The sequence below is a fragment of the Streptomyces sp. NPDC001599 genome (assembly GCF_042893535.1).
Classification (GTDB): Bacteria; Actinomycetota; Actinomycetes; order Streptomycetales; family Streptomycetaceae; genus Streptomyces.
On the sequence record NZ_JBIAVA010000005.1, the window covers coordinates 448,958 to 461,958 of the forward strand.

General features: G+C 74.3%; 13 protein-coding genes. 7 read left to right on the top strand and 6 right to left on the bottom strand.

Translation table 11 applies throughout. The features are described from left to right. The first annotated feature begins 2 nt into the window (after positions 1-2). The 4 genes from ACFYZ3_RS16905 to ACFYZ3_RS16920 all read left to right on the top strand — a co-directional run bounded on the left by ACFYZ3_RS16905 (position 3) and on the right by ACFYZ3_RS16920 (position 7,478). The gene (locus ACFYZ3_RS16905; protein WP_388517760.1) at positions 3-2,213 is read left to right on the top strand and encodes a CDP-glycerol glycerophosphotransferase family protein; all 2,211 of its coding nucleotides are present in this window, start codon (positions 3-5) and stop codon (positions 2,211-2,213) included. 6 nt (positions 2,214-2,219) lie between these two features. Beyond that, positions 2,220-4,457 carry a CDP-glycerol glycerophosphotransferase family protein gene (locus ACFYZ3_RS16910; protein WP_388517763.1) on the top strand — a complete coding sequence of 746 codons (2,238 nt, stop codon included), beginning with the start codon at positions 2,220-2,222 and terminating at the stop codon, positions 4,455-4,457. Next, on the top strand, positions 4,454-5,785 hold the full coding sequence (locus ACFYZ3_RS16915) for a hypothetical protein (RefSeq protein WP_388517766.1): 1,332 nt from the start codon (positions 4,454-4,456) through the stop codon (positions 5,783-5,785). The genes ACFYZ3_RS16910 and ACFYZ3_RS16915 overlap by 4 nt, the downstream gene beginning before the upstream one ends. A 121-nt stretch (positions 5,786-5,906) precedes the next feature. Then, positions 5,907-7,478, top strand: a complete 1,572-nt coding sequence (locus ACFYZ3_RS16920) for a hypothetical protein (RefSeq protein WP_388517769.1) — start codon at positions 5,907-5,909, stop codon at positions 7,476-7,478. Here the strand turns inward: ACFYZ3_RS16920 and ACFYZ3_RS16925 are convergent, their stop codons facing one another. Beyond that, positions 7,479-7,892: an organic hydroperoxide resistance protein gene (locus ACFYZ3_RS16925; protein ID WP_003975825.1), complete on the bottom strand. Its 414-nt coding sequence runs from the start codon at positions 7,890-7,892 to the stop codon at positions 7,479-7,481. 135 nt (positions 7,893-8,027) lie between these two features. On the opposite strand from ACFYZ3_RS16925, the gene ACFYZ3_RS16930 reads away from it, so the two are divergent. Both ACFYZ3_RS16930 and galE read left to right on the top strand, forming a co-directional pair. Next, a complete protein-coding gene (locus tag ACFYZ3_RS16930) occupies positions 8,028-8,534 on the top strand; it encodes a MarR family winged helix-turn-helix transcriptional regulator (RefSeq protein ID WP_388517772.1) in 507 nt (168 codons plus the stop codon). Positions 8,535-8,611: 77 nt separating this feature from the next. Continuing rightward, positions 8,612-9,592 (top strand): UDP-glucose 4-epimerase GalE, encoded by a 981-nt coding sequence (galE, locus tag ACFYZ3_RS16935; protein ID WP_388517775.1) that lies wholly within the window; start codon positions 8,612-8,614, stop codon positions 9,590-9,592. 19 nt (positions 9,593-9,611) lie between these two features. Here galE and ACFYZ3_RS16940 read toward each other — a convergent pair whose 3' ends face one another. The 3 genes from ACFYZ3_RS16940 to ACFYZ3_RS16950 are packed head-to-tail and all read right to left on the bottom strand — an operon-like array spanning position 9,612 to position 11,094. After that, positions 9,612-10,049, bottom strand: coding sequence for a glutaredoxin domain-containing protein (locus ACFYZ3_RS16940; RefSeq protein ID WP_388517778.1), 438 nt, complete (start codon positions 10,047-10,049; stop codon positions 9,612-9,614). Beyond that, positions 10,046-10,657, bottom strand: coding sequence for a DinB family protein (locus ACFYZ3_RS16945; protein ID WP_388517780.1), 612 nt, complete (start codon positions 10,655-10,657; stop codon positions 10,046-10,048). Before ACFYZ3_RS16945 ends, ACFYZ3_RS16940 begins: the two co-directional genes overlap by 4 nt. A gap of 41 nt (positions 10,658-10,698) precedes the next feature. Beyond that, positions 10,699-11,094, bottom strand: coding sequence for a GNAT family N-acetyltransferase (locus ACFYZ3_RS16950; protein ID WP_388517783.1), 396 nt, complete (start codon positions 11,092-11,094; stop codon positions 10,699-10,701). Positions 11,095-11,136: 42 nt separating this feature from the next. On the opposite strand from ACFYZ3_RS16950, the gene ACFYZ3_RS16955 reads away from it, so the two are divergent. Continuing rightward, positions 11,137-11,673 (top strand): hypothetical protein, encoded by a 537-nt coding sequence (locus ACFYZ3_RS16955; RefSeq protein ID WP_388517786.1) that lies wholly within the window; start codon positions 11,137-11,139, stop codon positions 11,671-11,673. Between the two features lie 16 nt (positions 11,674-11,689). Here the strand turns inward: ACFYZ3_RS16955 and ACFYZ3_RS16960 are convergent, their stop codons facing one another. After that, positions 11,690-12,166: a nuclear transport factor 2 family protein gene (locus ACFYZ3_RS16960; protein ID WP_388517789.1), complete on the bottom strand. Its 477-nt coding sequence runs from the start codon at positions 12,164-12,166 to the stop codon at positions 11,690-11,692. A 41-nt stretch (positions 12,167-12,207) separates the two neighbouring features. Beyond that, positions 12,208-12,840: a TetR/AcrR family transcriptional regulator gene (locus tag ACFYZ3_RS16965; RefSeq protein ID WP_388517792.1), complete on the bottom strand. Its 633-nt coding sequence runs from the start codon at positions 12,838-12,840 to the stop codon at positions 12,208-12,210. Between the last annotated feature and the right edge of the window lie 161 nt (positions 12,841-13,001).

A 13,001-nucleotide genomic window follows, 5' to 3' on the forward strand; every position in this document is an offset into this window, starting at 1 on the left:
GTATGCCCCGCTTCAGCATCATCGTCCCGTCCCATGGGGTCGCGGGGCGGCTCTCCCAGGCACTGGACTCGGTCCTCGGCCAGTCCTTCGGCGACTTCGAGCTGATCCCGGTCTGCGACGGCCCGGACTGCGCCGCGGCGGACGTCGCCGGGGAGCACGCCGAGCGGGACTCCCGGGTGACGCCCGTGCACTCGCCGCCGTCGGCCGGTCTGGCCGGGGCGCGCAATGCCGGGATGCGGGCGGCGACCGGCGCGTACCTGCTGTTCCTCGACGGCGACGACGCCCTCGTGCCGGGGGCGCTGGCGGCCCTGGACGCACGCCTTGCGGACACCGGCGGCGTCGACGTCCTGTACTTCGAGCACGAGCGGGTGCCCTGGTGGGAGGGCGAGACCACCAACCCGGCCGCGCCGCTGCTGGCGAAGACCCCGGACGGCGCCTTCGCCCCCGACCGCGCCCCGCACCTGACCGGCGTGCACCTGCCCGCGTGGAGCGCGGCCCACCGCCGCACCTTCCTCACCGAGCGCCGGCTGGACTTCCCCGAGGGGCACTTCACGGACGTCGGCTTCGGCGCCCGGGTCGCGGCGCGCGCCGAGCGCGTGGCCGTGCTGCGCGAGGTGGTCGTACGGCACCGGGTGCGGCGCCAGGGCAACCGGCTGAACCTGCCGGGCGAGCATCACGCGGACCTGCTCGACCAGGCCGAACTCGCCCTCACGCACGCCGTCGAGCGGGGCCTGTCGCCCGAGCGGCGCGGCCCGCTCTTCGAGCAGCTCTTCGCGGCGATCCTGAAGACGGCCACCCACCCCCGGCGCCTGACCCGGCGGGGACGCCGCGCCTTCTACCGCCGGGCCGGCCGCCTGTACCGGCGCCACCGCCCCGCGGGCTTCCGGCCGCCGGGCGGACGGCTCGGCGTCCAGCACCGGCTGCTGGCGTCGGGGTCGTACACCGGCTTCCGCGCGCTGCGCGCCGCCAACCGGACCGCGACCGGCGTCCTGCGCCGCCTGCCGTGGCCGCGCGGGCTGCGCACCCGCCTGCGCTACCGCCGCCACCTGCGCCGCCCGCTGGACCCGAACCTCGTCGTGTACTGCGCCTACTGGGGCCGCGGCTACGCCTGCAACCCGGCCGCGATCCACGCCAAGGCCCGCGAACTCGCCCCGCACCTCAGGTCGGTGTTCCTGGTCGAGCCGGACCAGGCGCACACCCTGCCGGAGGGCGTCGACCACGCCGTCATCGGCAGCCACCGGTACTGGGAGGTGCTGGCCCGCGCCACCTACCTGGTGAACAACGCCAACTTCGCCGAGGGCGTGGTCAAGCGCCCCGGCAGCGTGCACGTGCAGACCCAGCACGGCACGCCGCTGAAGACGATGGGCGTGGACCAGTCGACGTACCCGGTGGTGGCGGCGGCCACCGGCAGCTTCACCAAGCTCCTCGGCCGCGTCGACCGCTGGGACTACAACCTCTCCGCCAACCGGCACTCCACCCAGATGTGGGAGCGCGCCTTCCCGGGCTCGTACGAGCACCTGGAGTACGGCTACCCGCGCAACGACGTCTACTGCACGGCCACCGCCGAGGACGTCGCCCGGGTGCGGCGCGAACTGGGCGTTCCGGAGGGGAAGACGGCGGTGCTGTACGCGCCCACGCACCGGGACTGGGAGAGCGGGTACGGCGCGGGCGGCCTGGACCTGGAGGCGTTCTGCGAGGCGGCCGGCGAGGACGTGGTGGTGCTGCTGCGCGCCCACTACTTCTACGACCGGGGCGGGAGCCGGGCACGCACCGGCCGGGTCGTCGACGTGACCGGGCACCGTTCCTCGGAGGACGTGTGCCTGGCCGCCGACGCGCTGGTCACCGACTACTCCTCCATCATGTTCGACTACGCCAACCTGGACCGCCCGATCGTCGTGTACGCCGACGACTGGGACGTGTACCGGGAGACCCGCGGCGTCTACTTCGACCTGATGGCGGCGCCCCCGGGACCGGTGGCGCGCACGCCGGAGGAGCTGGCCCGCGTCTTCGCCGACGGCACCTGGGCGGGCCCGGAGTCGACGGCGCTGCGGGCGGCCTTCCGGGAGCGGTTCTGCGAGTTCGACGACGGCCGGGCCGCCGAGCGCGTCGTGCGCCGGGTGCTGCTCGGCGAGCCGCCCGAGGCGCTGCCGCCGGTGATCCCGCTCGCGGAGCGCGTCCCGGCCCCCGCCGCCGCCACCCTCGTGAGGAGCTGACCCGCCGTGCCCCGCTTCAGCGTCATCGTTCCCTGCTTCAAGGTGCAGGGCTTCCTGCGCGAGTGCCTCGACTCGGTCCTGGACCAGTCCTTCCGGGACATCGAGGTGATCGCCGTCGACGACTGCTCCCCGGACGGCTCGGGGGCGATCCTGGACGAGTACGCGGCCCGCGACGACCGGGTGCGCGTGCTGCACCTGGAGGAGAACGCCGGCCTCGGCCGGGCCCGCAACGCCGGGCTGCCGCACGCCAGCGGCGACTACCTGTTCTTCCTCGACAGCGACGACACCCTCACCCCGGGCGCCCTGCGTGCCATGGCCGACCGGCTCGCGGAGACGGACGATCCGGACGTGCTGGTCTTCGACTACGCGCGCACCTACTGGTGGGGCGGCACCCGGCGCAACGTCCTGGCCCGGGTGCTCGCTCAGGCGGGCGACGGCACGTTCACGGCGGCCGGGCACCCGGAGATCCTCGACCTGCTGATGGTGGTGTGGAACAAGGTCTACCGGCGCGACTTCGTCGAGCGGGAGGGCTTCACCTTCCCGCCCGGCTACTACGAGGACACGCCCTGGACCTTCCCGGTCATGTTCAGCGCGGAGCGGATCGCCGCGCTGGACCGCATCTGCCTGAACTACCGCCAGCGCCGCCAGGGCAACATCCTGTCCACCACCAGCCGCAAGCACTTCGACGTCCACGCGCAGTACGAGCGGGTCTTCGCCTTCCTCGACGGCCGTCCGGAACTGGGGGCCAGGTGGCGGCCGTTCCTGCACGCCAAGATGGGCGAGCACTGTCTGGACATCCTGTCCAAGCCGGACCGGCTGCCGCCCTCCGACCGGGCCGAGTTCTTCCACCGCACCGCCGAGATGTTCCGCGCCCACCGGCCCGAGGGCACGGCGGTCCCGGCCGAACTCCGGGTGCTGGAGGGGTCGTACACCGCCTACCGGGTGCGCCGGCAGGCCGGGCGGGCGGCGCGGGAGCTGGAGCGCCGGGCAGGGCAGGCGCGTGGCACGGCCGCCGGGCGGCTGCGCCGGACGGCGAGCGCCGTGCACGTGCGCCGCCCCCTCGACCCGGACCTCGTCGTGTACTCGGCGTTCTCCCACCGGGGCGTGCTCGGCGACCCCGCCGCGATCCACCGCGCGGCCCGCGAACTCGCCCCGCACCTGCGCGGGGTGTGGGTGGTGCGGGACGAGGAGTGCGCGGCGGACCCCGCGCTGCTGCCGCCGGGCACCGAGCACGTGGTCCTGGGCAGTGCCGCCTACCGCCGGGTGACCGAGCGGGCGGCGTTCCTCGTCAACAACGTCAACTGGCCCGGCACGGTCGCCAAGCGGGCGGGCAGCGTCCACCTCCACACCCACCAGGGGACGCCGCTCAAGCACATGGGCGTCGACCTGCTCGACCGGCCCGGCGCCCGGCACGGTCTGGACGTGCCGCAGATGCTGCGCCGGGCGGACCGCTGGGACCACAGCCTGGTGGCGAGCCGGTACGCGGAGCGGGTCTGGGAGCGGGCCTACCCCTGCCACTTCGCGTCCGCGCGTACCGGCAGCCCGCGCAACGACGCCCTGGTCAACGCCGGTCCCGAGGACGGGCGTCGGGTCCGCGAGCGGCTCGGTGTCCCCGACGGCCACACCGTCGTGCTGTACGCGCCGACCCGCCGCGAGTACCGGCGCGGGGGGCTCGTCGAGTGCCTCGACGTGGCCCGGCTCGCCGCCGACCTGGGTGAGGGCCACACCCTGCTCGTCCGCCTGCACCCGTCCCTCGCCACCGGTCCGGCGCGCGGCCTGGGCCTCGCGGAGCTGCACCGGCGGGGCGTGGTGGTCGACGCGACGGACGAACCGCACGTGGAGGACCTGATGCTCGCCTCGGACCTGCTGATCACCGACTACTCCGCCCTGATGTTCGACTACGCCCTCCTGGACCGCCCGATCGTGATCCACGCCGAGGACTGGGGCCCGTACGCGGCGGCCCGCGGCACGTACTTCGACATCACCGAGGAGGCACCCGGACACGTCTCCCGCTCCTACCGGGAGCTGGCGTGGCTGCTGGCGTCGGGGGCGTGGCGGGACGAGGAGGCGGCGCGGCTGCGGGCGTCCTTCCGCGCCCGGTACTGCGAGTACGAGGACGGGAGGGCCGCCGAACGGGTGGTGCGGACGCTGCTCCTGGGCGAGCCGATGCCCGCGCCGGAGCCCTCCGGCGTCCCCGGCGCCCGAGCCGTCCCGTCCGGACGCGACCTGCTGCCCTCCACATGAGACCCGCCAGCCGGGTGAGCGGCCGGGGCGCCGTCGTCGGGGTGCTGCTCCTGGCCGCCGTGTTCGCAGCCCTCCAGCTGGCGAACGTCACCGGCCGGGACACCCCCGACACCAGGAACTACCTGTCGTACGCCCTGAGTCTGACCGGTGAGAGCAAGCGCGCGGCGGCGACGGCCACCATCGACTACGTGTGCGCGAGCCGGGCGGAGCGGGCCCGCCGGGACCAGAGCGTGCACGTGGTCCGCTTCCACCGCGCCGACCCCACCGCCGGGGTGCTGGCCGAGTGCCGCAAGCAGGAGTGGGCGGTGGTCCGGCCGCGGCTGGCGGCCGGGCAGACCGGCGGGCACACCGTGCCGTACATGCCGGAGCGCTTCATGGCGATCTTCGAGGCGCGGCCGGGCTATCCGGCGTTCCTGGTGCCGTTCGTCCTGGCCTTCGGGGTGACGTGGGGCCTGTGGACGGCGGGCGTCGTCGTCGCGTGCGCGGGCGGGGTCCTGGTCTTCCTGATCCTGCGGACCCTGTCGGTGGCGGTGCCGCTCGCGCTGGCCGGGCAGGCGCTGTACTACGTGCTGCCGTGCGGGACGACGGCGATGCGCCCGATGACCGAGGGCCTGCTGATGGCGCTGACCCTGGCGGCGGTGTGGGGCTGCGCGCTGGTGCTGCGGGCGGGGCGGAACCGGACCGGACTGGCGGTGGTCGCCGGTTCGCTGATCGCCCTGTTCACGGTCAAGCACTCCCAGGCGCTGTTCCTCGGCCTGTGCCTGGCGGCGGCCGGTGGGGTGATCGCCGTGCGGCGGTACCGGCGGCGGGCCCGGCGGCTGCGGGGGCGGGGCGGTCCGGCGTCCCGGGACGTGCTGGCGCTCGCGGCCGTCGGCCTGGCCGGCGCGGCCGCGACCCTGCTGCTGGCGCGGCTGCTGCACTACCCGTCCGAGGCGGACAGCCTCCAGGACCTGCTGACCGACCACTTCAACCGCCCCGACCGCAAGCACCCGTGGCCGGAGTTCTGGCAGTTGCAGGGAAACTTCTGGGTGGAGTGGCTGCGCCGGCAGGCGTGGCAGCCGCTGTTCGTGGCGGCGCTGGCCGCCGGGGCGTGGGGCGCGCTCCGGCGCGGGGGCGCGGTCGGCGGCTTCCTGGTGGCGGCGGCGTGCACCGGGCTCCTCACCCAGGCCGGGCACCCGGACATCAACATCTGGGGCGAGCGGCTGATCGTGCTGGCGTGGCTGCTGCCGGTGGTGGGGGTGCCGCTGCTGCTGGCGCCGGTGGTGCGCGGCGGACGGGTGCCGCTGCCTGCGCAGGGGCAGCCGAAGCGCGCGGGCGCGATCGGCTGAGCGTCCTGGGCGTCCTGGGCGTCCGCCGCCCGGGTGACTTGGACCGGTGAGCGATTGGCGGGGGTGACCCCACCGGGAACATACGCCAAATGTCCCGAATGCCCCACACCTCCTCTGCTTCGTGAGCGCCGACGTCCTCGTCCGGCGGCCCGTGCGCGGTGCGACGGCACTGCGCGGCGGACGCGCCTGGCGCCCCACCCCCTACCAGGTCGCCGGATTCCTGTTCTTCCTTGTGATGACGCTGGCGTACTGGGCGGTGCCGCTGTGCTGCGACGCGGGCCAGCACGCGGCCGTCGTGGAGCGCCTGAAGGCGGACCTGCTCCACCCCCGCCACCCGATGGCCGACCTGCCGGGCGCGGGCAGCGCGTACTACTCGCCGTACGCGGTGGCGCAGGGCGCGTTCGCCCGGCTGACGGGGCTGGGCGGCTGGGAGGTGGTGCGGCTCGCCGGGCCGCTGAACCTGCTGGTGCTGCTGACCGGCCTGAACCGCTTCGTCCGGGTGCTGACCCCGCGTCCGTGGGCGCCGGTGCTGGCGCTGGGCGCCATGACCCTGCTGTGGGGCACCGAGCGGGCCTGGTGGAGCGGCTACCTCGGGCTGATGTCGATGACGGGCAACCTCGGCTACCCGTCGACCTTCGCGATCGGGCTGACCTTCTGGGCCTGGGCGCTGACCGGGGCGCGGGCGCGGGACGGGCGCCGGGTGCGGTACGTGGGGCCGAGCGGACTGCGCGGCCTGCCCGGATACGGGGCGCTGGGCGTCCTGTACGGCCTGATCCTCCTCGTCCACCCGATCACCTCGGTGGCGGCGGCGCTCGGCGCGGTGGCACTGGTGACCGGATGGCAGCGCGGGTGGCGCGGGCCGGTCGTGGGGCGGTGGGCGCTGACGGGCGGCGTGGCGGTGGGAGCGGCGGCCGGCTGGCCGTACTTCGACGTGTTCGCGCTGGCCGGCGACGACAGCGTGGACGCCATGCACCGGGTCCTCTACCTCGACCTGCCCGGTCAGTTCTGGCTGGCCCTGCTCGGCCTGCCGGCCCTGTGGGCGCGCGGGCGCCGCTCGGGCCGGGACCCGCTGGTGCTGATGTTCGCGCTGGACTGCGCGGTGGTGGCGTACGGCTGGCTGAGCGGGCACTACACCTACGGCCGGATCCTGGGGCTCACGCTGGTGCCGCTGCAGTTCGCCCTGGCGGTGGAACTGGCGGCGCCCCGGCCGTGGGGGCGATGGCGGGCGGTGCTGGGCTGGGCCGCGACCGCGGGCGCCCTGCTGGGGTTCCTCGCGGTCCACGCGGGGGCGGTGGTGCCGCGGGCACTGGACCCGGTCGGCTTCGAGCAGCCGCCGGACTGGCCGGCGTACACGTGGGCGGCCCGGCACATCGGCCCCGGCGAGGTCGTGATCACCGACGGCTACTACGCCGGGCACGCCATCGCCGGGTACGGGCCGAACCTCGCGGCGCCCGCCTGGCCGGACCCGGCGCTGGACGAGCGGGAGCGCGGGCGGCGGGTGGCCGACGTGAAGGCGTACCTGGCGCCCGGCTCGACCCGCGCCGAGCGCGCCGCCGTCGTCCGCCGCTACCACGTCCGCTGGCTGCTGCTGACGCGCTGGCACCCGGTGCCCGAGGAGGCGGTGGTGGTGGCGTGGAGCGAGCGGACGGGGGAGGTGCTGGCGCGGGTCGGCCGAGCCGCCGGGCCGTCGTGACTACTCGATAACGAGGTCGACCGGGATGTTGCCGCGGGTGGCGTTGGAGTAGGGGCAGACCTGGTGGGCCTGCTCGACCAGCTTGCGGCCGGTCTCCTCGTCGAGGCCCTCGGGCAGCTCGACCCGGAGGGTGACGGCGAGCGCGAAGCCCTCGCCCTGCTTGCCGATGCCGACCTCCGCGGTCACCGCGGCGTCGCTGACGTCGACCTTGGCCGCCCGGCCGACCACGCCGAGGGCGCTGCCGAAACAGGCCGCGTACCCGGCGGCGAAGAGCTGCTCGGGGTTGGTGCCCTGCCCGTTGCCGCCCATCTCGACGGGGATGCCGAGGGCGAGGTCGAGCGTGCCGTCGGAGCTGACGGCACGGCCGTCACGGCCGTGGGTGGCGGTGGCGGCGGCGGTGTAGAGCGCGTCCATGGGAGAACCGTCCTTCTCAGGAGTTCGGGGGGCTGCCTGCCTGACAGCCACAAGTAGAGCACGCCATTTGATTGTACGCAACTAGATTGCACACAACTAAATAGCGGGCAAGGCCGGTCGGTTACGCTGGACCGCATGAGCACGCCCGCGACCGAGCCCGCAACGGAGCCCGTGACGGAGCCCGCGACCGACTGGCTCCGCCTGGACCAGCAGATCTGTTTCTCCCTGAGCGCCGCGTCGCGCGCCTTCGGCAGCGTCTACCGCGTGGTCCTCAAGGACCTGGGGCTCACCTACTCCCAGTACCTGGTACTGCTGGTGCTGTGGGAGCACGGCGAGCTGCCCGTGAAGCGGCTCGGCGAGCACCTCCGTCTCGACTCCGGCACGCTGTCGCCCCTGCTCAAGCGGCTGGAGGCGGCCGGCCTGGTCCGGCGCGAGCGCAGCACGCGCGACGAGCGGTCGGTGGAGGTGCGGCTGACCGCGGAGGGCACGGCGCTGCGCGAGCGGGCCGTCGAGGTGCCCCGCCGGATCGCCGCGGCGACCGGCCTCGACCTGACCGAGGTGCAGGACCTGCGCGCCCGCCTCGACCGGCTCACGGCGGCGCTGGACGCGTACGGCACCGGTCCGGCACCCGAACCGTCCTGACGGGTGCGGGCGCCCGGCGGGTGCCGCGATGACGGATCATGGCTACCAAGGACCACCGAACGAAGGGGACAGCCGCAATGACCTGGCTGATCACCGGCGGCGCCGGATACATCGGGGCGCACGTCGTACGGGCGATGACCGAAGCGGGCGAGAAGGCCGTGGTGTACGACGACCTGTCCACGGGGATCGCCGAGCGCGTGCCCGACGGCGTGCCCCTGGTGGTGGGCTCGGTCCTGGACGGCGAGCGGGTCGCCCGCGCCCTGGCCGACCACTCCGTCACCGGCGTGGTGCACCTGGCCGCCAAGAAGCAGGTCGGCGAGTCGGTGGACCTGCCGCTGCACTACTACCGGCAGAACGTGGAGGGCCTGCGCGTCCTGCTGGACGCGGTCACCGCGGCCGGGGTCCCGTCCTTCGTCTTCTCCTCCTCCGCCGCGGTGTACGGCATGCCCGACGTCGACCTCGTGACCGAGGAGACGCCCTGCGTGCCGATGTCGCCGTACGGCGAGACCAAGCTGGCCGGCGAGTGGCTGGTCCGGGCCACGGGCAAGGCCGCGGGGCTGGCCACGGCGTCCCTGCGCTACTTCAACGTGGCGGGCGCGGCGAGCCCGGACCTGGCCGACACCGGCGTCTACAACCTCGTCCCGATGGTCTTCGAGAAGCTCACGGAGTCCGCGGCCCCCCGGATCTTCGGCGACGACTACGCGACGCCGGACGGCACCTGTGTGCGCGACTACATCCACGTCGTCGACCTGGCCGAGGCCCACGTGGCCGCGGCCCGCGTTCTCCAGTCCTCCCCCGGCACCTCCCTCACGCTGAACATCGGCCGCGGCGAGGGCGTCTCCGTCCGCGAGATGATCGACCGCATCAACGCCCTCACCGGCTACGGCCAGCCGCCGACGGTCACCCCCCGCCGCCCCGGCGACCCGGCGCGCGTCGTCGCCTCGGCCGACCGCGCCGCCGTCGAACTGGACTGGAAGGCCAAGTACGACGTCGAGGACATGATCGCGTCGGCATGGGCGGGCTGGGTACGGCTCCACCCGGAGGCGGCGCGGGACTGACGCCCCGGGGGGCGCCGGGTCAGCGGGGCGACGAGACCTGCTCGCGCACCCATGCCGGGTCGGGATTGGTGTGGGCCCGGCCCGCCACGAGCAGCGTGGGCACGGTCTCGTTGCCGTCGTTGACCTCGCGCACCGCTGCCGCGCCGGCCTCGTCCCGCCAGATGTCGACCCAGTGCAACCGCCGGGCCTTGCGCCCCAGCCGGAGGCGCAGCCGCAGGCAGTAGGCGCAGCCCGGCCGCCAGAACACCACCGGCCGCCCGTCTGCGGCACTGCGCCGCCACGCCTCCGCCGCGCCGACCGACCTCGGGAACACCAGGGGCGAGGTCAGCCCGGCCAGCAGCACGAACACCAGCAGCAGCACGGCACACGTCCCGGTGCGCCCCTGGACGAACGGCCCGGTCACGGCCCCCGCTCCAGCGATCAGCAGCAGCACCGGGCCCGTCCACGCCCGCCTCATCGGGTCCGGTCCGACGTCCCCCGGCGCCCGGCTTCCCGAGCCGCGTGCTCGATCCGGTCCCGGTACGCCGCCCACCACGCGGCGTCCCCTTCCGGCACCCCGACGTTGTCCTCGCGCATCCCCACGGCGCCGTCGGTCAGCTCCCGGACGATGTCGGCGTGACCGGCGTGCCGCTGGGTGTCCGCGATCACGCGGATCACGGCATGGTGCAACGTCACCTCGTCCTTGCCCGCCGACCACCAGGGCACCTTGCCGACCGTGTCCAACGCCAGCGCCTCGATCGTCGCGTCCGCGTGGGCCCACGCCCGGCGGTACACCCCGACGACGTACTCGCGCGACTCGTCGGCGGTGACCCACATGTCCGCCTCGGCCTCGGTGCCCTCCCCCATCCAGGGCAACGGCTCGGCCGACGGCCGCCCGAAGACCTCGCCGAGATAGCCCAGTTCCACGGTGGCGGCATGCTTCACCAGCCCGAGGAGGTTGGTACCGGTCGGCGTCGCCGGGCGCCGTATGTCGTACTCGGAGAGCCCTTCGAGCTTCCAGAGCAGGGCGTCGCGGGCGGACTGGAGGTAGAAGCGGAGGTCGGCCTTGGGATCTGTCGGGGTCATGGGCCCAGTCTCCCCCTCCAGCCCGGTCAAGGGGCGTCGGGTCACAGGGCGATGAGCCCGGCCGACGTCTCCCTGAAGCCGCAGGCGTCGAGGTAGAACGGGCGCAGGTGGTCCTCGAAGTCGACGTGCAGCCACTCGCACGCCGCTGCCCGGGCCTGTTCGGCGGCGACCGCGACCAGTTGGGCGCCGACTCCGCGTGACCGGCAGTGCCGGGCGACCACCGTGTCCAGGAGGAAGGCGTGTGCTCCGCCGTCCCAGGCGACGTTGACGAAGCCGACCAGCGAGCCGTTCTCCCAGGCGCAGACCCAGCCGAGGCTGTGCCGCTCCAGCCGTGTCCGCCAGTCGGTCCCGTCGGCCGGGTGGCCGAAGCCGTCGGCGTGCAGCGCGCCGAGGAGCGCGTTGTCGACGTCGCCCCGCCACCGGTAGGTGATCGTCACGGTCCGATCGTATGCCGACCGGTCATGACGCACACTGCCCACATGGACCAAGAAGCCGGCACCTACGACCTGTTACTCCTCGGCGGCGGCTCCGGCGTCGGCAAGAGCACCGTCGGCTGGGAGGTGTCCGCGCTGCTGCGGGCGGCCGGAACCGCGCACTGCCTGATCGAGGGGGACGGCATGGACCAGATCCATCCCGCACCCGACGGCGACCCGCACCGCACGGCGATCACCGAGCGGAACATCGCCGCGGTGTGGGCGAACTACGCGGCGCTCGGTCAGCGCCGGCTGCTCTACACCAACACGGTGAGCATCCTCGAGGCGCCGATGATCGGGCGGGCCATGGGCGGGGACGAGGTCAGGGTCACCTGCGTCCTGCTGACCGCCGACGAGGCCACCGTGCGGCAACGGCTCGCCGTGCGCGAGACGGGATCGCAGCTCGGCGTCCACATCGAGCGGAGTCTGCGCATGGCGCGGCGGCTGGCCGAGGAGGCCCCGGTGGGCACGGTGCGGGTACCGACCGACGGCCGGGCGGTGCCGGACATCGCGGCGCAGGTCGTCCGGCTCGCCGGCTGGTGAGGGTGGGGCGAGCCGGCTACAGCGGTCGCACGAAGGACGCCCGCCACTGCGGGGACGGGTCCGAGCCCGGCTCCGTCCAGTACTCACGGCCCCCGGTGATGCGCCCGTCCCGTACGGTCCACAGCGACAGGGCCCGGTGGACGCCCATCGTCTCGTGCGGGACCTCCACCTCGGAGACCACGGTCGCGCCCTCGGCCACGATGCGTATCACCTCGATCGACCAGCCCTCCGGATACTCCGCGTTGACGCCCACGAAGTTCGCCCGGCCCTCGATCCGCTCGGCGCTGACCGGCCACTCCACCACCAGGTCGTCGGCGAGCAGCGCACCGAGGCCCTCCCAGTCCCGGGCCTGCATCCGGACCCAGAACTCCCGCACGACCGCCGCGGGTTCCGTCGGTCCGACCACGGCCACGGGCTCCGTCGGTCCGACCACGTCCACGAGCTCCGTCAGTCCGGACACGTCCACGGGCTCCGTCGGTTCCACTCGTTCCATGGGGGCATGGTGACAGGACCCACTGACAACCGCCGCGGGGCTCAGAGCGCCTTGAGCCCCTCCGCCGTGGCCCGTGCCAGCGATCCCAGGTAGCCCTTCGGCGGCTTCGCCCCGCGGACGACCACCGAGCGCCAGTACAGCGGGCCCGAGATCAGGTCGAGGGCCAGGTCGGTGTCGAGGCCGGGGTCCAGCTCGCCGCGTTCGGCCGCCGCCGCGAGGATCTTGCTGGCGACGCCGTCCTGGCCCTCCCGCAGGGTCTTCTGCAACGCCTCGGCGATGTCGGCGTTGCGGGCCGCCTCCGCCTGGAGGTCGGGGATGATCTGCGAGGCCACCGGGTGGCGCAGGGCACGGGACGTCACCTCGTACAGCAGCCGCAGGTCCCCCTCCAGGGAGCCGGTGTCCGGCGCGGGCAGCCCCTGCACGGCGAGCGCGGAGACGATGTCGAGCACCAGGTGCAGCTTGGAGCGCCAGCGCCGGTAGACGGCGGTCTTGCCGACCCCCGCGCGGCGCGCGATGCCCTCGATGGACATGCGGGCGTAGCCCACCGCCGCCAGCTCCTCGAAGACCGCCGCGCGAATGGCCTCGGTCACGTCCTCGCGGAGCACCGCCGCCCCGGCGGGGGCCCGGCGGCGCGGGCGCGGCGTCGGCTCGTCGGCGGCGGCGTTGGTCGTCATGCGAGTCAAGCATAGGGCGTAACGACGAAACGGTTGCGTTCCGGCGTCGTCACGGCCTACGCTCACGTCACGACGATACGGTGCCGTCCCGACGTAGATGAACCCACACGGTCACCCAGGTGAACGACGGGCGTCGCCCTCTCGCCCCCTCCCCCGAGCGA

Bases quoted from the DNA above. Each gene is read 5' to 3' on its own strand.
- ACFYZ3_RS16905 (WP_388517760.1), top strand. From the start codon at position 3: ATGCCCCGCTTCAGCATCATCGTCCCGTCCCATGGGGTCGCGGGGCGG.
- ACFYZ3_RS16915 (WP_388517766.1), top strand. From the start codon at position 4,454: ATGAGACCCGCCAGCCGGGTGAGCGGCCGGGGCGCCGTCGTCGGGGTG.
- ACFYZ3_RS16925 (WP_003975825.1), bottom strand. From the start codon at position 7,892: ATGGACGCGCTCTACACCGCCGCCGCCACCGCCACCCACGGCCGTGAC.
- ACFYZ3_RS16930 (WP_388517772.1), top strand. From the start codon at position 8,028: ATGAGCACGCCCGCGACCGAGCCCGCAACGGAGCCCGTGACGGAGCCC.
- galE (WP_388517775.1), top strand. From the start codon at position 8,612: ATGACCTGGCTGATCACCGGCGGCGCCGGATACATCGGGGCGCACGTC.
- ACFYZ3_RS16940 (WP_388517778.1), bottom strand. From the start codon at position 10,049: ATGAGGCGGGCGTGGACGGGCCCGGTGCTGCTGCTGATCGCTGGAGCG.
- ACFYZ3_RS16945 (WP_388517780.1), bottom strand. From the start codon at position 10,657: ATGACCCCGACAGATCCCAAGGCCGACCTCCGCTTCTACCTCCAGTCC.
- ACFYZ3_RS16955 (WP_388517786.1), top strand. From the start codon at position 11,137: ATGGACCAAGAAGCCGGCACCTACGACCTGTTACTCCTCGGCGGCGGC.
- ACFYZ3_RS16960 (WP_388517789.1), bottom strand. From the start codon at position 12,166: ATGGAACGAGTGGAACCGACGGAGCCCGTGGACGTGTCCGGACTGACG.
- ACFYZ3_RS16965 (WP_388517792.1), bottom strand. From the start codon at position 12,840: ATGACGACCAACGCCGCCGCCGACGAGCCGACGCCGCGCCCGCGCCGC.